Source organism: Dyadobacter sp. NIV53 (assembly GCF_019711195.1).
Taxonomy (GTDB): domain Bacteria; phylum Bacteroidota; class Bacteroidia; order Cytophagales; family Spirosomataceae; genus Dyadobacter.
Genome location: NZ_CP081299.1, coordinates 7,533,742 through 7,555,477 on the forward strand (window position 1 = coordinate 7,533,742; position 21,736 = coordinate 7,555,477).

At 41.9% G+C, this 21,736-nt stretch carries 16 protein-coding genes; 11 read left to right on the plus strand and 5 right to left on the minus strand.

Going from position 1 to position 21,736, the window contains the following annotated elements; all coding sequences use genetic code 11:
- Positions 1–169 precede the first annotated feature (169 nt).
- The 6 genes from KZC02_RS31090 (at position 170) to KZC02_RS31110 (ending at position 5,436) form a co-directional block, all read left to right on the plus strand.
- Positions 170–739: a hypothetical protein gene (locus KZC02_RS31090; protein ID WP_221392212.1), complete on the plus strand. Its 570-nt coding sequence runs from the start codon at positions 170–172 to the stop codon at positions 737–739.
- Between the two features lie 99 nt (positions 740–838).
- Complete coding sequence (locus tag KZC02_RS31095) at positions 839–1,624, plus strand: hypothetical protein (protein WP_221392213.1); 786 nt, start codon at positions 839–841, stop codon at positions 1,622–1,624.
- A 107-nt stretch (positions 1,625–1,731) separates the two neighbouring features.
- A complete protein-coding gene (locus KZC02_RS32345; protein ID WP_229253905.1) occupies positions 1,732–2,829 on the plus strand; it encodes a hypothetical protein in 1,098 nt (365 codons plus the stop codon).
- Entirely contained in the window at positions 2,826–4,409 is a 1,584-nt protein-coding gene (locus KZC02_RS32350; protein ID WP_229253906.1) for a carboxypeptidase-like regulatory domain-containing protein, read from the plus strand. Before KZC02_RS32345 ends, KZC02_RS32350 begins: the two co-directional genes overlap by 4 nt.
- Positions 4,410–4,492: 83 nt before the next feature.
- On the plus strand, positions 4,493–4,951 hold the full coding sequence (locus KZC02_RS31105; RefSeq protein ID WP_229253907.1) for a hypothetical protein: 459 nt from the start codon (positions 4,493–4,495) through the stop codon (positions 4,949–4,951).
- A complete protein-coding gene (locus KZC02_RS31110) occupies positions 4,951–5,436 on the plus strand; it encodes a hypothetical protein (protein WP_221392215.1) in 486 nt (161 codons plus the stop codon). The genes KZC02_RS31105 and KZC02_RS31110 overlap by 1 nt, the downstream gene beginning before the upstream one ends.
- 100 nt (positions 5,437–5,536) lie before the next feature.
- On the opposite strand, the gene KZC02_RS31115 is transcribed toward KZC02_RS31110, so the two are convergent.
- Complete coding sequence (locus KZC02_RS31115) at positions 5,537–6,592, minus strand: glycoside hydrolase family 43 protein (protein WP_221392216.1); 1,056 nt, start codon at positions 6,590–6,592, stop codon at positions 5,537–5,539.
- 235 nt (positions 6,593–6,827) lie between these two features.
- Here KZC02_RS31115 and KZC02_RS31120 point away from each other — a divergent pair, with 235 nt between their 5' ends.
- The 5 genes from KZC02_RS31120 to KZC02_RS31140 all read left to right on the plus strand — a co-directional run bounded on the left by KZC02_RS31120 (position 6,828) and on the right by KZC02_RS31140 (position 16,449).
- Positions 6,828–7,292: a hypothetical protein gene (locus tag KZC02_RS31120; RefSeq protein WP_221392217.1), complete on the plus strand. Its 465-nt coding sequence runs from the start codon at positions 6,828–6,830 to the stop codon at positions 7,290–7,292.
- Positions 7,293–7,327: 35 nt separating this feature from the next.
- On the plus strand, positions 7,328–8,095 hold the full coding sequence (locus KZC02_RS31125; RefSeq protein WP_221392218.1) for a CPBP family intramembrane glutamic endopeptidase: 768 nt from the start codon (positions 7,328–7,330) through the stop codon (positions 8,093–8,095).
- Positions 8,096–8,209: 114 nt separating this feature from the next.
- Positions 8,210–9,208, plus strand: coding sequence for an FAD:protein FMN transferase (locus KZC02_RS31130; protein WP_221392219.1), 999 nt, complete (start codon positions 8,210–8,212; stop codon positions 9,206–9,208).
- A 294-nt stretch (positions 9,209–9,502) separates the two neighbouring features.
- Complete coding sequence (locus KZC02_RS31135) at positions 9,503–13,870, plus strand: PAS domain S-box protein (protein ID WP_221392220.1); 4,368 nt, start codon at positions 9,503–9,505, stop codon at positions 13,868–13,870.
- A 341-nt stretch (positions 13,871–14,211) separates the two neighbouring features.
- Complete coding sequence (locus KZC02_RS31140) at positions 14,212–16,449, plus strand: bifunctional alpha,alpha-trehalose-phosphate synthase (UDP-forming)/trehalose-phosphatase (RefSeq protein ID WP_221392221.1); 2,238 nt, start codon at positions 14,212–14,214, stop codon at positions 16,447–16,449.
- 920 nt (positions 16,450–17,369) lie between these two features.
- On the opposite strand, the gene KZC02_RS31145 is transcribed toward KZC02_RS31140, so the two are convergent.
- Genes KZC02_RS31145 through KZC02_RS31160 form a run of 4 tightly spaced genes read right to left on the minus strand, consistent with a single transcriptional unit; the run spans position 17,370 to position 21,467 of the window.
- Positions 17,370–18,446 (minus strand): dipeptidase, encoded by a 1,077-nt coding sequence (locus KZC02_RS31145; RefSeq protein ID WP_221392222.1) that lies wholly within the window; start codon positions 18,444–18,446, stop codon positions 17,370–17,372.
- Positions 18,447–18,479: 33 nt separating this feature from the next.
- Positions 18,480–19,589, minus strand: coding sequence for a D-TA family PLP-dependent enzyme (locus tag KZC02_RS31150; RefSeq protein ID WP_221392223.1), 1,110 nt, complete (start codon positions 19,587–19,589; stop codon positions 18,480–18,482).
- Between the two features lie 51 nt (positions 19,590–19,640).
- A complete protein-coding gene (locus KZC02_RS31155; RefSeq protein WP_221392224.1) occupies positions 19,641–20,111 on the minus strand; it encodes a RidA family protein in 471 nt (156 codons plus the stop codon).
- A 51-nt stretch (positions 20,112–20,162) separates the two neighbouring features.
- Entirely contained in the window at positions 20,163–21,467 is a 1,305-nt protein-coding gene (locus KZC02_RS31160) for a gluconate:H+ symporter (protein WP_221392225.1), read from the minus strand.
- Positions 21,468–21,736 lie beyond the last annotated feature (269 nt).

The window sequence follows — 21,736 nt, forward strand, 5'->3', positions numbered from 1 at the left end:
TAAAATGGCATAAGTTCGAAAAATAATTTTAGAAATAGCTTTATATCAGCTGGTTACATAAAAAATAAAGTAAAATAATTTTTGTGATAAATAAATTTACTTCTATATTTGACGTATATTATATAGAATAAATATTACAAACAATCACAAATTAATTAGTTTACATTTTATGAGAAAGAAACTTACCAATCTCACATTTACTTTTGTGTTGACATTGGCCCTAGGGTCGTCCGTTTCCTTATTTGCGCAGGACACCAATACGGACAACCACCAGATTACGGTTGAAATACCAACTGTGGCCTTACTGGATTTGGAAACTGCCGGGACCAAAAACTTTACGGCCACTTTTACGCAGCCTACCCCGCTGGAAGCCGGGGACAAACTGACCGCTCCGGCACTGAACAATTCTTTGTGGCTGAACTATTCGTCGATCCAGGCCGGGACAACCACCAAAAGGGTTGATGTGAATTCAAGCGCACTGGTAAACGGGGTAGATATCCATTTGGTGGCCGGGACTTCTGCATCCGGTTTTGGAACAAAAGGAACGCCAACGGCTGGCTTTAACCTGACAGCTTCTGACCAGACGCTGATCAACGGGATCGGGAGCGCCTACACGGTTTCGGGGCCAAACAACGGACACCAGCTGACTTATACTTTTGCTGCTGCTGATGCTAATTATGCGAATCTCCGCTCCGGGAACACAACAGTAACAGTTACTTATACTTTGGCTGACAATTAAAATTTATCGGGACAATCTTACCGGAAGCCGGTTCGGCCGGGCATCGTGCCTTTTTAATTAAGCCCGGCCGGCCCGGCTTGCTTACCCAATCTGATGATAATGAAATTAGTTGTTACAAGCATTCTAACACTATTATTACCGGCACATCTTCAGGCATCTGTGGTTATTTTGAACGGGCTGACACACATACACACACTAACAGATGCAACTGTGAAGGTCCAGGGCGTAGTGCGAGTTAAAAATGAGGGTGACCAGGAATCGCGTATACTGGTTTACCGGCAGGATCTGCTGCCGGCATGCGGCCAGGCGGTGGTGTACCCCGGAACCGGCAGCCATGGCCGTTCACTAGGCGACAGGCTTAAGACCAACGTGGACGAAAAACTTATTGGGGCCGGTCAGGAATACGAGGTCAGGTATAGCATTGAAACAGAAAAGCAGAAGACTGAACCCGGGACTTACTGGGAAGTGGTAATGGTGGAAGTGGCCGAACCGGTACGTGATGAACCCAAAAACGGGGTACAGGTCAATTCAAAAGTACGTTACGCAATACAGATCATTGTAGATGTCGGCAGCTTTGAAGGCCCCCGGTTATCGTTTGAGGATGTTTCGTTCGAAAAAATTTCGGAACGGCAGTCTTTTCTCAAAGTAACGTTAAAGAACAACAGTATTTTTGGCTCCCGTGCGCTGGTGAGCCTTGAAATTTACGACAAAAACGGAGACAAGCTAAAAACGACCGAACCCGGTACCCGGATGGTCTATCCGGGTTACTGCAATATATTCGAAATCCCGGTCAATGACTTGTCGCCAGGCAAATATGATTGTGTGATCATTGCCGATACGGGCAAAGATCTCTTCGGTTCCAATATCTCGGTACAGGTTGAATAATTTTAAAGCAAGATTTATTAGTATTCGATTTACTGATTCAACGTGGATTACACGCCATTTTATCCCGATACAACAGATTGATCCGGCTCATTATCATATTTATTGTTTTGATCGATTTGAGGGGGGTATGCCAATCGCCAATCCTGGTCACTTTATCAAATTCTCCCGGAAAAGTGGTACCCGGGGGACATTTTACTTTATTTTTCGATGTAAAATCTGATAGTGCTCTACCCGATCCGCTTGACGGGAATATCGTTTTACCTGAAAAGTGGAGCCTGCTGTCCCAACGCATACCTGTGCGGATAGCCGGACAAAAGCAGCTCAGGTATTTTTTTGTGATAGGGACACCTTCAGATTGCAAGGCAGGGGAATTTATGGTCCGTTTTAAGCTGTCATCCAACCAGGGCCAGACAACTGCACAGGTACCGCTCAGTATTCAGGAAACCCGGAAAATAGAAGTATTTGTCGTTTCACAGCCCGGATTTGTCAAAGAAGGCGATACCCTGCGCGTCACCTACCTGGTCCAGAATTCGGGGAACCGGACAGAAAAAGTTTTCCTGAAAACCAACCGCGGGAAAATCGAGAACGTACAGGACAGCCTTACGCTTGAACCGGGCGCAAAGACAAAAGTCACGGTTTTGCAGATTATTCCTGTTACTGAAAACAATGCATGGCAATGTTCCTCGGATGTTACCATAAATGTGGCAGGCGCGGGACAGCCGGTCTATCAGGTTGTTACAATTCCGGTTTTTTCATCTAAAATCAGGAAGATTGACCCTTATTTCCGATTTCCGGTCGAGGCCGGGGGCGGTTACCTGTCCTACCAATACGGGGACAAAAAAATGGTGGCCTACCAGTATGCTGTTTCAGGAAAAGGGTTTTTGGACCAGAAGGAAAAGCATTATGCCGATTTTACCGTCCGGGGGCCCAACCAGTTTGCATTTCCTGCCATCGGGGGCTACGACCAGTATTCACTGGAATACAACTATAAAAAGAAGGCCTTCATTTCTGCCGGCGATTACATTTTGCAACTAAGCAGCCTGATGGAATTTGGCCGGTTTGGCCGCGGGCTGAAAGTGGAACAGCAGTTCAGAAAAACGGCCTATACTGTCTTCTACCAGAAAGCAAGGTTTTATCCCAACCAGAAAGAATCGGTGGGCGGCAGGTTTGTTTATAAAACAGGGGGGCTTCCAGCATTGCTTTGAATTATATATCCAAAAATGTGGTGTTCCACCGTGAAATGTTCTGGTCAAACCTGCTGGGGATTTCGGGCACGCTCAGCACGAAACGTGTGCAGCTGGAAACGGAACTGGCCGCCGGACATGCAAAAGCCAAAACCGGTTACGGCGCTTTTGCCAGGTTGCAGCTGAGCGGGGCCCGGATGAATTTTACGGGCAACCTGGTTTACGCCGGAAAGGATTTCTACGGGTTTTACAACAACAGCCTGCTGGTCAATACCAATATCGGCTTCAACCTGGGCCGGAAACTGGCACTGGGCGCCAGCAGTAATTTTTCCAATGTGAACCCAGGCCTGGACGCAACCTATTACAGCGTTTCGCCCAAGGACAACAGCTATATGGCCTTTACGTCTTACCAGCTTGATAAAAAGAACCGTTTTTTTGTTTTTTATGCTGTCCAGGAAAAGCAGGACCGGCAAAAGCCTGCGCAGTTCCATTACTCCGAAAACTTTGGCAACATTTCCTACCATTATAACGGCGGCCGGTTCACGCTGTTCTACCAGGGCAGGTACGGTTATTCGAGAAACCTGCTGCTTGCTGACAATACCGGAAAAAGACAATCATTCTCCAATCTGGCGCAGCCTGCTGTCAGGTTTTTCCCGTGGTTATGGGTGGGGGGATATCTTGAACACCAGCACACCAGTAAATTTTCGGGCGCCGATGTGGTGCAGGATTTGTTCTTTTATGGCGGGAACGCCAGGATCAGCCTGAAAAGAAATTTATACGCAAGTTTTCTATACCGGAACAATTATGCGCCTGATGAGCTCTACGAAAGAAGGAGTTTTATGGATGCGTCGTTATCACTTGACCTGAAAAGGCACCGCCTGTCCCTGAGCGGCGGGCGTTCGTTTGTCCCCAACCTGCAGAACGCCAACCAGAATACCTTATTTTTCAGTTTGAAATACGCCCTGAAATTGAATATCCCGTTAGCAAAAAAGAGAAACATTGGCCGTGTAAGGGGGCAATTAATAGGATCAGGGTTCCCCAAGGAAGGGAATCTGGTCCAGCTGGGAAATCATAAATTCCTGACCGACAGCAGCGGCAGGTTTTCATTCGAGGGGATTGCACCGGACCAATATTACCTGAGTATTTCACAAAATGATTCCAAAAATGACGGCGTGGTGGCGGATATAAAAATGCCGTTTCTGGTCACTGTCAGGCCGGACAGTTTAAAAGAAATCGCCATACCGTTTATCCGCACCGGGAGTGTGACCGGGAAAGTGGAATTTGTACAACCCAATCAAAAAGGGTTATCTGCCGTTTCAGGCCAGCGGCCAACGGTATTGGTGAAACTGGCCAATGAAACGGCCAGTTTCCTGACCGAGCTGAACGACAAAAATGAATTTTCGTTCAAGGAAATGAAACCGGGAAACTGGACGCTTTCGGCTTATATCCCCGGCAGCCAGGACCGGTTTGTGATCGAAGAAAGCCAGAGAGAACTGGTCATTGAAACGGACAAAGCCCTGGACGTGTCCTTTCAGGTCAGGCCCAACGAAAAACGCATCCATTTTTCAACCAAGAATTTTGAAGTCTCTGTCAAAAAATGAAATATGTATTTTCGATCTTCCTGCTTTTAAAAAGTCTCATTTGTCATGCGCAGACGGCCGCCAATGTCAATGTCAGCATCACCATGCCCTCGGTGGCGCTGGTGGACCTGCTGCCGGCCGGTTCCACGAATTTTAATTTGAAAATGACCGCGCCCACCGAAGCCGGGGCCATCAGCGGGACCTCCAATTTTAATGCGGCCAACTGGCTGATATTTACTTCGGCAGTAACCTCCGGCGGGTCCAGGAGCATCAAAGGCGACGTGGTCGGCAGCCTTCCGCCCGGTATAAGATTGCGGCTGGACATATCACCCTACACGGGTGACGGGCTGGGCTTTACCGGCGGCAGCAGTTATGTAACGGGCAATGTGTACCTGAGCGGCACGGCGGCCACTTTTATTGACAACATCAAGGGTGCCTATACCGGTACCGGATATGGTACACATGGATTTAAATTAAGATATTCACTGGAAATCCAGACCTACGCCGGCATCAGGAGCGGAACAACCAGTGTGACTGTACGTTATACCATGGCAGATAACTGATGAAAAAGTACATCCCGTTTTTTCTTTTGGCCCTGATAAGTTTTGTGACTTCTGCACAGTCCATCACGGTCACCAACGGGGCGGGTGGTTCTACCTGGTCCGTACCTGCGCTGTCATCTGTCATTACAAAGGGCGGCAAAAACTATGAGCATATAGAAACCAGCGCGGCTTCACATACGCTTTTGAAGGTGAATTCCCTGCTTGTATGGGGCGTAAGCGTGCAGCAAAGCGGGATTTCGAACTGGGACCCGGCCCTGAAAATATCCGTGCGGCGGACCGGCGACGGCACGGGCGGGGCCATCATCGGCGGCGGGGCGGCCTATATCCAGCTCACCACGTCCAGCCAGGCATTCTTTTCCGGGCTGCTCGGCCTGGGTTTCAGCCGCGACAACGTCCCCATTCAATACAAAATCGAAGGCCTGTCCGTGCTGCTGCCCGTCAAAACATATACTACTACGATTATTTATACGATTTCCGGGTTGTGATCAGCGTTACCATGCATTTACAATCTTAGGTTTTTGTAGCTGGAAATGCGTGTTAGTTGATTAGCAACCTATATAAGGAAAAATAATCTGTATCAAGTTATTAAGGTGTAATAGTTATAATACTTCCATCAGCTTCACGATTCAATTCACGAACTTTTACATTCCGGAGATGTGTTTTTCCAGAAAGCTCTACGTCATGATAAAAAATATACCATTTCCCTTTAAACTCAATGATCGAATGATGCGTTGTCCAGCCGGTTACTGGCTGCATAATCACTCCCTGATAAGTAAATGGGCCGTAAGGCGAATTACTGGTTGCGTAAACCAGTAAATGAGTATCTCCCGTAGAATAGGAAAAATAATATTTATCCTGAAACTTATGCATCCACGCACCTTCGAAAAAGCGTCGGTCATGATCTCCGCCGGTAAGCGGCTTGCCCTCTTTATCCATGATCACAACATCCTTTGCTTCGCCATCAAAAGTCAGCATATCATTACTCATTTTGGCTACTTTGGGGCTTAACGCTGGTTCCTGATCTTTCGACAAATCGGTTTTTGAGCCATTTGTTTCATATTGTCCCGTGTGCCAGCGTTGAAGTTGTCCGCCCCAGATCCCACCAAAATACATATATGAATTTCCATCTGTGTCAGTGAAAACGGCCGGATCTATACTATAACTTCCAGGAATGGGATTTGGTGCGGCTTTAAACGGACCGGTTGGTGATTTACTCGTAGCCACTCCGATCCGGAAAACATCTTTTTTGTCTTTTACCGGAAAATAAAGAAAATATGTCCCGTTTTTAAATGCCGCATCCGGCGCCCACAATTGGCGGCCAGCCCATGGGATATTACTTATATCAAGCGCTACACCATGATCCGTAACTTTTCCGTCAACATTGTCCATGGAAAGAATGTGGTAATCACGCATATTAAAATGCCCGCCTTCATCATCCTGCGGCACATTTGCTTCAACATCGTGTGATGGATAAACATAAATTTTACCATTGAATACATGAGCCGAAGGATCCGCTGTATAGATGTGGCTTACGAGTGGCTTCGGCCCGGATTGAGCGACTGAATTTTGGCAAAGTCCAAAAAATACACCCGACAAAAGTAAACAGGTGAGAATGGAAAATGATCTGTATAAAATGAACATAGCGTAATAGCAGTTTGAAGTTCGGTTTTGGTGTATACAGTAATAAAACAGGGTTATTACAGGGAAAGGGAAAATGCATATTGAGCTACTGTAAATTAAATTTGAAGCCTTATCAAATTCAAAGAGGATTTTTGAGTTACCTTAATTAATTTATACTTTCGATCGTTGTGTAACTGACTTTATCATGGTTCAGCTACACGGATAGCAAAATTGTATCAAACTGATTTACCTGTAAATGCTAAAGAAATTTATTACTGAAAAACCGTTTTTGCCATTAAGTTTTACCATTGTTGCTGTCATGTTAATCGCAGTATTTAAACGGGATTACCTGGCAGATTTACAAGTAAATAATGCCTATATTGTTGTTCCTATTCCGGTTTTAGCCGGATTGTTTACCGTCATTCTGGCAATAAGCAGTTTGGCATATTGGTTAATCAGAAAAAGAAAAAGCATAAATCAACTTACCTATGTTCATGTTTTCGGAACCACAGGAATAGCCATATATTTGATGTGTTTTCTGGGTTTACCTCCGGATTCAAAAACGGCGTTAGGGTATTCGCTTTCCATTGCTGAATATCAAAAGCTTGAACAGCTTAATAACCAGTTAATTATTGGTATCCTGGTTTTAGGATTGATACAACTTTTATTGATCGTACATATCATCCTGATCCTGGTTCGGGATCCGAAAGAAGTTGCCTGATCTGTCACGTTCAAATCATAGTTAAACAGCACCGGATGTCCGTAAAATTGTTCACACATATATTGCTGGCAAACTGCCTTGTGATCCTTGGCTTTAATCTGCTAATGCTTTTACCCGAATTGAAAGTGTATTTGCTGGATTCCAACCGCCGGATCATAACCGGGCTAAGTTTGTATACATTTCAATTTATAATGACAAAAGCTTTACTTAAAGAAAATGTATTCTGGCTGACAGATCCATTTAAACTTAAAGCTGTCTGGAGAGGAATTATTGCTTTTGTGATCGTACTTTTATTGTCTCTCGGGTTGGTTACGATGCTGGATAAAAACAGCTTTATATCGATTGATCAAGGTGACTGGATAAATTTTTCAGGTGTATTTCTATTGAATTCCCTGCCAGGTGCTGCAATGGAAGAATGGCTGTTCCGGTATTTCCCTGTTCGTTTTGTACATTCGGCATCATTCTGGATTCCTGCCAATGCAATACTGATTTTCATGCTTTTACTTTTTACACTGATACATATTCCGGCTTTTGTATTTCAGTACAATACGGATTTGAGTTCTCTGGGAAATATTTTTGTAACAGGTATTTTTCTGTTCCTGATTTACTTCACAACCAGAAATGTCCTATTCACGGCCCTTTTTCACGCATTTTGTAATAATCCAAAATTTCTGATGGACTCAGTTTTTAACTGGCAATACTTTTACGCGAGTGTTTTTGCAGTTACGCTTGCCTGGCCTTTTATTGCTGATAAAATTGCACATAGGGCAGCCTCCAAAAAGGAACATTATATTCAGGAATAGTAAGGAAAAGCTTTTGATAACTCAGATTTAACAACTTTTGAAGTGGGGCACGCCTAGTGGGGCACGCCAGGTTCTGTCAAACCTTTTATAAGCAACAGGCATTATTCATTAAAAATGAAATTTAGATATATAATTCTTCACATTATTCTGTTCATTTCAGTGACGTCGGAGTTGGCGTTTGCACAAGTCCAGCGCTACTCTTATGAAAAAGGGATGATGGGTTCACCATTTGTGCTGACATTTTATGCTAAAAATGATACACTGGCAAAACAGGCAGCTGACAGCACATTTAAAAGGATCCAGCAACTGAACGATTCATTGAGCGATTATCGGGATGGCAGCGAGATCAATAAACTATCCGCAACTTCCGGCACTGGCAAATGGGTTGCAGTAAGTAAGGATTTGTTTAATATTCTGGCCGTTGCCCAGGATTTCAGTCAAAAAACTGATGGAAGTTTTGATGTAACACTGGGGCCGGTTGTACAGGTTTGGCGTAGAGCTGTGCGGAAAGGATATTTGCCGGATAAAAACGAGATTAAAGAAGCAATGGAAAAAACGGGCTACCGGAAACTCCTGCTAGATCCCGAAACTCGACGCGTCATGCTTACTCAAAAAGGAATGAGGCTGGATATCGGGGGTTTGGGGAAAGGATTTGCTGCCGACGAAGCAATAAAAGTTATGGAAAGCTTTGGTATCACTTCGGCCCTGATAGATGCGGGTGGTAAACTGGCTATTACCAATCCTCCGCCAGCTGCAAAAGGTTGGAAAATAAAGGTATCTTCCGGCCGCGACTCGCTTGGAACCATAGAGCTGGCAAATGCCGGAGTAGCAACTTCGGGTCCAACTTACCGTTATCTGGAATTTGAGGGCAAAAAGTATTCACATATTGTCGATCCAAAAACGGGTATTGGGCTTCAGTATCATGTACGGACAACAGTTATCTCCCCAAATGCAACAGATGCTGATGTACTAGCTACTGCATTCAGTGTCACCGGTATTCGCAATGGCCGGAAATACCTGAAAAAATATTATTCTGCTTCAAGGGTCTGGCTGGTAGAGACCAGAAATGGGAAAGAAACTTCATGGAATACTATTGGCCAAAAAAAGCCGTAATGCCAAATAGTTTTCCCTTATTTACTTCAAATTTAAAAATGAAAAAGCTGAATACTATCGAACTATTTTCTATTTTAATGCTTAATTAATTCTATTTGTTTTATTTTTGATGGATTTTAATTTCTATACTAAGACTGCTGATCTTAAAAAATCTGATTTCATTATGCAGGTTTAGTAGAAATCAGAATGCAACTTAACGATATCATTAGGGTTTGCGTTTATTGAAGGTTTCTGATATATTAAGATCAATATTGAGATTAAATTGATTTGCAACTTTGCTCCACTTCACTTCAAATGAAATTTCTTCCCATTCCTGACAATGAAAATGAAAGATTAAAAGCACTTCAGAATTACCTGATTCTGGATACTGAGGGTGAAGAAGAATTTGATAAAATTACCGAACTGGCCTCCCTGATCTGCGATGTTCCTATGTCATTGATTTCATTGATCGATGAAAACAGGCAATGGTTTAAATCGACCAAAGGAATTGATGTAAAAGAAACGACCAGAGAAATTGCGTTCTGCCAGTATACCATTATGGATAATGTGCTAATGGAAGTGCAGGATGCAACGAAAGATGAAAGATTTGTAGATAATGAATTCGTTATTAATGATCCTCACGTACGCTTTTATGCGGGTTACCCACTGGTTGATCCGAATGGATATTCATTAGGAACTATTTGCGTTTTGGATGATAAAGCCAAAATCCTAAATGAATCACAAAGAAAGTCGCTCAAAGTGCTGGCGAGCCAGACAATGGCATTGATCGTAAATCAAAGAAAACGTAACGACCTTAAAAATTTCGAGACACTTTTTCGATTATCCAATGATTTGATTTGCATTGCTGGTACCGACGGATATCTGAAAAAAATAAACCCGGCTTTTAATCGATTGCTGGGCTGGGACGAAGAAACCCTTATGAAGACCCCATTCGTCGAATTTATTCATCCTGATGATCGCGAAAAAACCTTAACCGAAGTTGCACGGCTTTTGTCTGGTGGAGATACTGCCAATTTTTCCCAGAGATTCCTTAGGAAAGACGGTGAATATTTGCAATTGCAATGGGTATCAACGCCCGAACCTGCAACCGGTAATCTTTTTGGCATTGCCCGAAACATTACAAAGGAAAAAATCAATGAGGACAAATTACGTGTAAGCGAGGAGAAATTCAGGTCATTTTTTGAAAATTCCCAGGGTTTGATGTGTACACATGACCTGGATGGCCGCTTCCTCACAGTCAATTCGGCAGGCGCTGTTCTTCTGGGCTACACCAAAGAGGAGGTTTCCAAACTAAGTTTATACGATCTCATTCCAGCCAGGCATCACGGAGCGTTCAAAGATTATCTGACTGAAATAAGAGAAACGGGCCGATCAAGCGGATTGATGACAACCATGCATAAAAATGGTTCCTATAAAATATGGAGTTACCACAATATCCTGCTTAAAGCCGAGGATGGATTTGATTATGTTATTGGTAATTCGATTGATGTAACAAAAAGCCATCAGATGGCACAAAACCTGCAGAAAATGCAGGAAATGCTTAGGCAAACCAATGAAGTTGCACGTGTAGGCGGCTGGGAAATGGACTTGGTACGTAGTACTATTTACTGGTCAGAAGTTACCAAACAAATTCATATGGTAAAGCCGGATTACATGCCCGATCTGGAAGCGGCGTTGAGTTTTTATAAAGAAGGAGAAAGCAGGCAAACTCTGACAGAAGCAGTTGAAAAGGCGATTGCTGATGGTACATCTTTTGATCTGGAACTGGAAATGATCACTCCGGAAAATAAGGAAATATGGGTGCGGGCAATTGGCAATGCTGAGTTTGAAAATGGCATTTGTAAGAGACTCTATGGCGCATTTCAGGATATAGACGATAAAAAAAGAGCAGAACTGGAAATAGTCAATTCAAGAAAGCTGCTGAATGATGTAATGGATGCTGCCTCGGAGGTTAGTATTATAGCGACTGACAAATCGGGGATCATCACGGTCTTTAACAAAGGTGCAGAAAAAATGCTGGGTTATTCGAGTGACGAAGCTATTGGCAAGTCAGGCTCCGGACTAATCTACGTTCCCGAAGAAATACAGTTGCATAGTAAAAAACTAACAGAAAAGTACGGAAAACCTATTGAAGGATTCAGGGCATTGGTACACACTGCTGAGCTGGAAAGTTCCGAAGTCGGTGAATGGACCTATAAAAAGAAAAACGGCACACTCTTTCCTGTTTTGGTAGTGGTAACTACGATCCGTGACTTCCACAATACAATTACCGGTTATCTGGGTGTAGCCACCGATCTGTCTGCGAGGAAGAATGCGGAGCAGGCATTAATAAATGAAAAGGCAAGGCTATCCGCTTTTGTACAACATGCCCCGGCAGCAGTTGCCATGTTCGATAAGGAAATGAAATACCTTGCGGTGAGTAATAAATGGCTGGAAGAATACAGGCTAACCGGTAGTAATATCATTGGTTTGTCGCACTATACTGTATTTCCCAATATCCTCCCGAAATGGAAAGAGATACATCAAAAGTGCCTGAAAGGCGATATTTTCACTGAGGAAGAAGAGGTATGGAGACCGGTTGGCTGGGAACATGACCAGTATTTGAAAACCGAGGTCAGGCCATGGTTTTATTTTGACGGCACAGTTGGTGGCATCATGATTTTTACCCAGGACATCACTGAGATAATCCTTCGCCGCCAGGAATTGCGACATGCACAAATCCAGTCGGAGCAGGCAAGTATTGCGAAATCAGAATTTCTTGCAAATATGAGCCATGAAATCAGGACACCACTTAATGGGGTAATTGGCTTTACTGACCTTGTATTAAAAACAAAATTGAACGACACGCAAAAGCAATATTTAAGGATCGTAAACCAGTCGGCAAATGCCTTATTAGGTATTATCAACGACATTCTGGATTTTTCCAAAATAGAAGCCGGAAAGCTGGAACTGGATATTGACAAATGTGATATTTACGGAATGGTCGCGCAGTCGACTGATATTATTTCATTTCCGATCCAAAATAAAGGATTGGAAATGCTGCTGAATATGCCGGCAGATTTGCCAAGGTTTATTTGGGTGGATGAGATCCGGCTGAAACAGGTACTCATTAATCTCCTTAGCAACGCTTCAAAATTTACAGAAAGCGGCGAAATTGAACTCAAAATTGAAATCCTGAAATATAATCCAGCCGAAAGCAATGACATATCCTGTCGTTTTTCTGTGCGGGATACGGGAATTGGGATTAGGAGTGAAAAACAGGATAAAATTTTTGAAGCATTTTTGCAGGAAGACGGTTCTACAACCAAAAAGTATGGCGGAACAGGGCTTGGACTTACTATTTCCAACAAACTTTTGGGTATGATGGGAAGCCAGCTGCAATTAAAAAGTATTCAGGGTGTGGGTAGTACTTTCTATTTTGACCTGACCATGAAATCGGAGCCGGGTGAAGCTATTGTCTGGGCTAATGTGGATTCCATTAAAAAGGTTTTGATTGTAGACGACAATGATAACAACCGGACGATCCTGAACAAGATGCTCCAGTTATTGAAAATTGAGTCTGATCAGGTAAAAAATGGCCGCGAAGCAATTAATGCAATTAGCGGAGACACGGTTTATGACGCTGTGCTGATGGATTACCACATGCCTGAAATGGATGGACTGGAAACGATCAGGGTAATCCGAGAAACTTTGTTAAAAGATACAGATGAACTTCCAGTTGTTTTGCTGAACAGTTCTGCTGATGATGCGACGGTTTTAAAAGGCTGTGAGGAGCTGAACGTAAATTACAGGCTGATCAAACCTATAAAACTTAGTGATATTTCATTATGCCTTTCCAGGTTATCACACAAAGAAAAAGCAGAGGAATCTTTTCAGGATGAGGAAACAAGTGAAGTAAGCAGTAAAGAATTTCTGGTATTAATAGCTGAAGACAACCCGGTCAATATGTTTCTTGCTAAAACTATTGTAAAAAAAATAGCCCCGAATTCATTGATAATGGAGGCAGAAAATGGGGCAGAAGCTGTCAATTTTTATAATAATCAACTGCCGGACATTGTTTTTATGGATATTCAAATGCCTGAAATGAATGGTTATGAGGCAACTCTGGCAATTAGGAATTTACCTGGAAGAAGGCATGTTCCGATAATTGCGCTTACTGCCGGAAATGTAAAAGGGGAGAAGGACAAATGTATTGAAGCAGGAATGGACGACTTTATTGCCAAACCTTTTGTAGAAGATGATATCAGGCAGATATTCAACAAGTTCTTGGGGTTATCTGAAACAAGTGTTTCAAACGAAAATGATAACCGGCTGTCTTTTCCGTTAAATTCTCATTTCGATATGAATAAGCTACGGGATACTTATATGGATGATTATGAATTTATCTCAGAATTTTTACTTTTAACCAGTGAATCGTTAACGAAAAGTCTGGCAGATTTGAAGAAGTACCAAAATGACAAGGATTTAAGTGGAATTAAATCAACCGGGCACAGGCTGAAAGGTGCTACGGCATCCGCATTTTTATCGGATGCGACAGACATAGCCGATACGCTTGAACATTTACAATCCTATGAGCCTGATTATATAGCACAATTACTATTTGATCTTGAAAATGAAATTAAATTGCTGCTGCCATTATTGGAAGGAATAAAAAACAATTGAAAGTTTAAATAATTCTTTCATTAATTATATTAAATACTTTACAGAATATTTAAGCATGATAAATTTATCCTCTTTCGCCTTCCTGGCACGATTTATGCCTCCAACTATTTGATCCTTATTGAAGGATTGATGCTATTATTACTAAGTTTTAACTGTATTGGTTTATAGAACATTTATTACTTCCAGATTTGAAAAACATGTTGTTATTCAATTAGTTGTATGTTAAATTGATTTAAATTTCCGATAGTCATCAACCAAAATAGCTACTGTTAATTTGGGTTTAAGCATGAAAAAAGTTATATTTAATCAAACGCGTTCAGAATCCGGACGCTTTGAAAATTATGAAAGATTTGAAAAAAGTAGAAAATTCAGGAAGATTAATCATTATTGCCTATCGACTTCCATTTAAAATTATTCGTGAAAATGACCAGGTTCAACTCTTCCAAAGTTCAGGAGGATTAGTGTCGGCGGTACTTTCTCTGGTTCATGAACAACAGGAACCAATCTTTAAATCCAAAGATAAAATTCAGTGGATTGGATTTACAGAAAACACTCCCGAAGAACTGGAAGGGCAGTCACTGGCCAACGATTCTTTTCAGGCGCACCCGGTTTTTATACCAGACGATGTAAATGAAAATTATTATGAAGGTTTCTGTAATAACCTTATCTGGCCGTTATGCCATTATTTCCCATCGCTCGCAAGATTTGAAGATGCTTATTTTGATGCATATCAATCAGCTAACAAATTGTTTTTCGATAAACTGGACGAAATTATTCAGCCGGGGGATGTAGTTTGGGTTCAGGATTACCAGCTAATGCTTTTGCCCGAGATGATCAGGAGCAAATATCCTGAAAACAAAATAGGTTTCTTTTTCCATATCCCGTTTCCTTCTTATGAGTTGTTCAGGTTGTTACCAGTTAAATGGCGGAAGGCATTAATTGATGGCATTCTTGGCGCTGATGTAGTCGGGTTTCATACCAACGATTATGTAGAATATTTCTTAAAATCGGCCAGGCTCGTTTCCGGATATGGAAATAAACTTCATTACATCAATATGAGCAACAGAATCGTTAAGGTTGATTCTTTTCCGATCAGTATAGATTTTGCTAAATTTAATGATGCATATGATGACCCGGAAGTAGCGAAAGCCAGAACGGAAGCGCGGGAGTCGTTAAAAGAAAAAATAATTTTCTCGGTTGACCGCCTCGATTATTCAAAAGGAATATTACACAGGTTAAATGGTTTCACACGCTTTTTGGAACATTATCCGGAATGGCATGAAAAAGTGTCTTTTGTCATGGTGGTCGTTCCGTCCAGGGACAAAATTGAGCAATATCAGCAAATGAAAATGGATATTGACCAAACGGTAGGAGCGATCAATGCCAATTATGGAAATATATACTGGCAGCCTATCATTTATCAGTACCGTTCTATGCCTTATCAGGAACTTATTGGAATGTACACTGCCAGTGATGTTGCCTTGATTACACCAGTAAGAGATGGTATGAACCTGGTTTGTAAGGAATATGTAGCCAGCCGGAAAGATACACACGGCGTGCTGATTCTCAGCGAAATGGCCGGAGCTGCTGCGGAGTTGGGCGAAGCGCTCATTATAAATCCGTTAGACAGGCAGGATATTGCCGATGCCATTCAAAGGGCGTTTCATATGCCGGCTGAAGAACAAACTAAACGAATGAACGCCATGCGGGAAAGAATACGCGAATACGACGTATTTGCATGGACGAATGATTTTTTTACCCAAATGATTATGCTGGAACAAGAACACGAACGGTTAAAACAGGTATTTTTAACCAATACAGGAATTGATGCGATCCGCAATGCTTACACTTCTTCATCAAAGAGAATTTTATTTTTTGATTATGATGGCACACTTGCACCGATTGTGCCCGATCCTTCAAAAGCGATCGTATCAGAAAGTCTAAAAAAATTAATTCTTGAAATTGCAAAAAGAGATACTATAGTTATAATCAGTGGCCGTGACAGGCATTTCTTAAATGAGCATTTTCGTGATCTTCCTGTTCATATTATTGCAGAACACGGCGCTTTGATTAAAACAAAAGGCGAGGAAGAATGGACACTTAATGAAAACTATGAGGAAAACTGGAAGGAGAGTATCCGTCCTATACTGGATTTATACGCAAAAAGATGCCCCGGGGCTTTTGTAGAAGAAAAAGAAACCTCACTTGCATGGCATTACCGTACGGCCGAAGATAAAGATTATGCCAACAGAAGAGCACAGGAATTGTCATGGCAGCTAAAAAACTTTATCCAACCCGAACTTAATCTTCAGATCATTGACGGTAATAAAGTTGTAGAGGTGAAAAAGACAGCTTTCAATAAAGGAACTGCGGCGAGAAGTTTTGTTGAAAATGGCGATTATGACTTCATACTGGCTATTGGAGATGATACGACAGATGAAGATATGTTTGAAGTTCTACCTGAAAGTGCATATACCATAAAGGTTGGTGATGATTTATCGGCAGCCCGGAACCATATCAAAAATCAGGAGCAGGTTTTCTATTTCCTGAGCTTTATGGTTTCTTCTCTTGCTGAATAGTTGTAGAGGAACTAAAGATAACATTTGATAAGATTTGACAACTTTCTAAAAGTTGTCAAATCTCTCTTTAATTAGCTTCTATGAAAAAGTCAGGACTTCACCATCATTAAAATTTTCCATTTTTATAAAATCGCAGGAATAACCGGCGTACTTGTAGCGCTGTTTGTATCCTTTTAAAATCAGGCATATCGGATGTTAAAGTCAGCATTAGATTTTGAAAATCGTATGCCCAGTGTTTTACGTTTAATCTTTTTAGACAGTCGTGTAAGCGTTGAAATGACTTACTGTTTTTGAGCTTCGTACGAAATGAGATTTTATATGTGGAGTTCATTTGTAAAATTTGATTTGAAAGTATTAGAGAACGTTTTCGAGCAGAGTTTTTAATTGCCCAAAACTCACAATAATTTATAATGATTCCAAATAAATAAGCTTAAAATTTCCTTAGAATTTTATGGTGATTCTTGTAAAAGTGAAAAGCTTCACAACAATCGATCGAAAGTTGCGAAGCTTTTGTGATAATCTGTTTAAGGCAGTGTTAAATTTTCTTAATTTCAACACAAACGGTATGTATCAGTTATAAACGGCAGGTATTTTAAATTTGTCATTTTAAATTTCAGAGTGGTGGGCCGCGGCGGGGATGAAATATTGACCGTATGCAGGTGCTAGTATCATCACGTTATAAGTATTTTTAAAGATGCCATAGATACAAAAATTTACATACCCACAGCAGCGCATTATCGAATTCAACTTCAATACTACCATCATTGTTTCCCTAACGGCACCTTGCGCCAGCTACTCTAAATTTTGAACTCTAAACTTTGAACTCTCTCCCTTGAATAATTACCATCATTGTGTCCCTAACGGCACTTTGCGCCAGCTACTCTAAACTTTAAACTTTGAACTTTAAACTTCTAAACTTTCTACTCCCTTCCCCAGGCTCTTTCCAGAAAATCAACCCAATTTTTCCACATGATCTGTTCAATATCCTGTGCTGTATAACCTCTTCGTTCAAGGATTGGTACTATTGTCTGTAAATCCGCAATAGAATCCATATCGCCGGGAGCCTGTTCTTTTCCAAACGCACCATCCAGATCGGAACCAATGCCGACATGTAAAGCATTACCGGCAAGCTGGCAGATATAGTCGATGTGTTCGGCAATATGTTCTATTTTAAGGCCAGTACTTTCAGGTGTTGATTTTCCTCTTACCCAACCAGGAATCATCATCCAGGCGTCAAAAGCCATACCAATCACCGCCTTCCGGCTGATCAGTTCTCTCAGCATTTCATCCGAAAACTGGCGGTTGTGCGGGACCAGATTGCGCACCAGATTGTGGCTTGCCCAAACAGGGCCATGATATATTTTCATAGCATCCCAAAATGCACTGTCACACAAATGCGTTGCATCCAGAATGATTCCAAGCCGTTCTATTTCACGTATAAGGTCTTTTCCCTTTTGTGACAACGGCTGGTCTGAATCAGTGCCATAAGCATAAACTCCCGGTCCATAATGAGCTGGCCCGACAGCCCGTAAACCATAATTATATGCCGTTTCAAGATGTTTTAAGCTTAGTATGGAGTCTGCACCTTCCAGGCTTAAGATATATCCGATTGGAAGATTTTCAGTAGACTCAGCGTTTTTCCAAAGCGCAATATGTTTTTGTAAAGATGGGAAATCTGTAATCTGAACGAGTTCTCCGGCTTCTTCCATGGCCTTATACCATGCAACCTGGCCCTGGGTTTGAGCCCATGCCTGTGCCTGAGAATGCCAGCCCGGAATAAGGCTATCCGGCTTTACAAAACGGGCGATCTGCGTAGCCACACACATGCCGATATTTCCTTTTCTCATTTCCGGGAAACTAACAACACCCTTGCCTCGGTCTGGCTTGTCGGTCAGATGTTTTTCACGTTCCCGTATATCATTCAAGCTTTGTGTGAAATCCCGGTTCCATTCCAGCGCATTCATGGAAATGTCAAGATGGGCGTCAAAGAGAAACATAAACTAAAATATTATTTAATGATTAATGACAGCTTATACAGTAATACGGCGATTTCTTGCTACGACTTTCCATTCGTCAACTACTTCTTTGTTTTGAACAACAAATGCAAAATCATGCAGTGCAACGCTTGGGCATATATGATAGGGAAGGGCATAGTAGACATCGCCGATCTGGATATTTTCCCAGGCTTGTTCACCTACTTCCAATACTCCATGTTCCTCACTCTGGCTCAGAAGAGTATAATTGTTCAGGTTTAGTAATTGGAAACGGCTGTCAACCGGATTTTCTGCGGATACTGCTTTGTGTCCCAGATCTATTGTAACAATCCCGGCTGATGGCTTGGATACAACGCGCGTTAAAATAAGTGCTGCATGTAAAAATGGCTGATCCTGAAAACGGGAACCATATCCCCAATCCCACAAAACATTTGTTCCGGGACTCAGATAAACATCGGGACGTAATGTATGTATATTAAATGAAGGCGAACCACCAGCTATGACCATCTGCTTATTTTCCGGATTGTCCCTGATCATATCCAGAAATGGCAAGGCTTTTTCAAAGGCTTCGTCACTTGCCAGTTTCCTTTCTGAAAACTCAGGATTTCGTATATGTCCGTCGTATATGTGAGCTCCGGAAAACTGTACATCCGGTAAGCTTTTCAGGTAATGAAATAAAGAGAGCAATGTAACATCAGTAATATGGCCTGAGCGGTTCATGCCGTTATTAACATCAATAAAAACAGAGGAAGTCTGCTCATTCACAGCAGAGCATTCCTGAAGCGCGTCAGCAGACTTTTCATTATCAATTAAGGAAAAATAACTTACTTCCGGATAAAGAGCTTTCAGGTTAAACAACCGCTGGATGTTTGGGCCTGCCATCTGATAAGCAATCAGAATCCATTTTGCACCTGCACTAGAAAGCATTTCTGCTTCAGCAATGGTAGCGCACTTGAATTTGGTAATACCCTTTTCCAGCTGAATTTTAACTATTTCCGCCGTTTTATGCGTCTTTACATGGGGGATTAGCCTGTTCACGTCTCCGGCAACATGGATCATCCGGTCAATATTGCTATCAATTCTATCTTTATAAAACAGGAGTGACGGAGAAATGACCTTTTCCGGTTTGTTGAGTAAATACCACATATTTAATAATGAAGACCGGGTCGCCGGTGCGGTGAACTTAAGTTTTGATACTTATTTTTCTTCCAATTCAAACATTGCTTCAATTTCAACAGGAATATTATCAGGTAACGATCCCATACCTACTGCACTGCGGACACCAATCCCGTTTTCTTCTCCCCAGACTTTTGCAAACAGCTCACTGCATCCGTTGATAATGAAGGGATGTTTTTCAAAATCAGAAGTGCAATTTACCATGCCTAAAACTTTGATAACCCGCTTAATACGGTCTAAGCTACCTAAATTTGCTTTCAGGGTAGAAAGGATGGTCAAGCCCACTTGTCTTGCTGCTAATTTTCCTTCTTCCTGATCCATATCTGCACCGATTCTGCCTTTGATAAGTGTTCCGTCATCTTGTACAGTTCCATGTCCGGAAACATAAACCCAGCGTTTATCAACGATCAGTAACGGTTTATATACACCAAGCGGTTTTGGTGGCGGAGGCAAAGTAAGTCCTAGTTTTGCGAAGTTGGATTCAGGAGTCATCGTATTGAGATTTTATTGGATAAATTTTAAATTATGAAGCAATTTCTATGCTCATACGAACAAATTTAGCATTAAAACGCCCACTAAACCCATAATTGAGACAATTGTTTCCATTACAGACCATGTAAGCAGGGTATCCTTAATACTCAGATTGAAGTATTCTTTAAACAACCAGAATCCACCGTCATTTAAATGAGAGAACATTAAACTGCCTGATCCAATGGCTAATACGAGCAATTCAGGTTTTACCGGAGAGTTGATTAACAGGGGGGAAAGTATGCCAACAGTTGTCAGTCCGGCAACGGTAGCAGAGCCAACGCAAACGCGTATTACAGCAGCAATTCCCCAGCTTAACAGGATCGGAGAAATATCAACTCCTTTCAAACCTTCTGCAATGTAAGTGCTGACACCACTTGCAGTCATTATTTCCTTAAATACCCCTGCACCGGCAATAATCAATAAGATAACTGATACTCCTTTGAAAGCTTCTTCCATTGACTTACTAACGGATTTCATGTTCATTCCACGTCGGATTCCTAAAACATAGGAGGCAAAAAGAACCGAAAGCAGCATTCCGAAATATGGTTCAGCCAGAAGTCCAACGACCGGATTTTCAGGAAAAACCTTTTTCACTGCCGACATACTTGTTAGTAAAAAAACCGGAAGCAGTGCAGTAATAATACTGATACCCAGTCCTGGAAGTTCAAATGACGGGCGGGGCTTAATATTAAAAAGATCTGCATCAGGAGTAGGCTGGAAGCGTTTCAGCGTACTTCCAAATATCGGCCCAGCTATGGCTATTGCAGGAATGGATACCATAAGTCCGTAAAAAAGTGTCTTTCCCAGGTCTGCATGAAGCTGGCTTGCAATGGCTGCCGGAGACGGGTGAGGAGGCAAATAGCCATGCGCAACCGATAAGGCCGAAAGCATAGGAATACCTACATATAATAAAGGAAGCCTTGCAGTGGCACTGATCATGAAAATCAGTGGAATTACGATGACAAACCCAGCGTTGTAAAACAATGGTATTCCAATGACAAATCCCGCCAGGGCCATTCCCCATTGAATATACTTTTTACCGAAAATGCCGATTAACGCATCTGTGATTCGCTGGGCGGCACCGCTGTCAGCAACCATTTTTCCAAGCATAGCGCCAAATCCTACGATGAGTACAAGGTCTCCGAGCGTTGAGCCAACACCTTTTTGAATAGCCTTACTTACTGCGTCAACTGTGAGTCCGCTGGCAAGGCCTAAGCCGATGGAAACCAGCAGAAAAGAAATAAAAGTATCTATTTTCAACCATGCTATGAGCAGAATAAGACATAAAATGGCAAGGAATGTAAGTAGTAGAGGCATAGAAAAGTTGTTGGAAGTATGTTTAAAGTATAAGCAACACAAAGGCTTAATTTAATGCAAATAATTTGTTTTTAGTTTTTCCGTCATCGTAATAATCTCAAACAGAACACCATTCCGTTAATATAAATGTAACCTGTCGAATAGATGGCATATAGTTTGTTAGAGTGCTCAAAAATGACGAAATTTGTGCTTTAAAGTTCAATATTTTAGATTAATCTTATGTGTGTTGGTATAAAATCACCACTCATTTAAATTTCGATTCTTTTTTA

Excerpts from the sequence above, each read along its gene's own strand:
- KZC02_RS31150 (WP_221392223.1), bottom strand. The coding sequence starts at position 19,589 with ATGTGGTATTTACTCAACAAACCGGAAAAGGTCATTTCTCCGTCACTC.
- KZC02_RS31140 (WP_221392221.1), top strand. The coding sequence starts at position 14,212 with ATGAAAGATTTGAAAAAAGTAGAAAATTCAGGAAGATTAATCATTATT.
- KZC02_RS31135 (WP_221392220.1), top strand. The coding sequence starts at position 9,503 with ATGAAATTTCTTCCCATTCCTGACAATGAAAATGAAAGATTAAAAGCA.
- KZC02_RS31120 (WP_221392217.1), top strand. The coding sequence starts at position 6,828 with ATGCTAAAGAAATTTATTACTGAAAAACCGTTTTTGCCATTAAGTTTT.
- KZC02_RS31105 (WP_229253907.1), top strand. The coding sequence starts at position 4,493 with ATGCCCTCGGTGGCGCTGGTGGACCTGCTGCCGGCCGGTTCCACGAAT.
- KZC02_RS31095 (WP_221392213.1), top strand. The coding sequence starts at position 839 with ATGAAATTAGTTGTTACAAGCATTCTAACACTATTATTACCGGCACAT.
- KZC02_RS31145 (WP_221392222.1), bottom strand. The coding sequence starts at position 18,446 with ATGTTTCTCTTTGACGCCCATCTTGACATTTCCATGAATGCGCTGGAA.
- KZC02_RS31125 (WP_221392218.1), top strand. The coding sequence starts at position 7,328 with ATGTCCGTAAAATTGTTCACACATATATTGCTGGCAAACTGCCTTGTG.
- KZC02_RS31160 (WP_221392225.1), bottom strand. The coding sequence starts at position 21,467 with ATGCCTCTACTACTTACATTCCTTGCCATTTTATGTCTTATTCTGCTC.
- KZC02_RS31115 (WP_221392216.1), bottom strand. The coding sequence starts at position 6,592 with ATGTTCATTTTATACAGATCATTTTCCATTCTCACCTGTTTACTTTTG.
- KZC02_RS31110 (WP_221392215.1), top strand. The coding sequence starts at position 4,951 with ATGAAAAAGTACATCCCGTTTTTTCTTTTGGCCCTGATAAGTTTTGTG.
- KZC02_RS31155 (WP_221392224.1), bottom strand. The coding sequence starts at position 20,111 with ATGACTCCTGAATCCAACTTCGCAAAACTAGGACTTACTTTGCCTCCG.
- KZC02_RS31130 (WP_221392219.1), top strand. The coding sequence starts at position 8,210 with ATGAAATTTAGATATATAATTCTTCACATTATTCTGTTCATTTCAGTG.
- KZC02_RS31090 (WP_221392212.1), top strand. The coding sequence starts at position 170 with ATGAGAAAGAAACTTACCAATCTCACATTTACTTTTGTGTTGACATTG.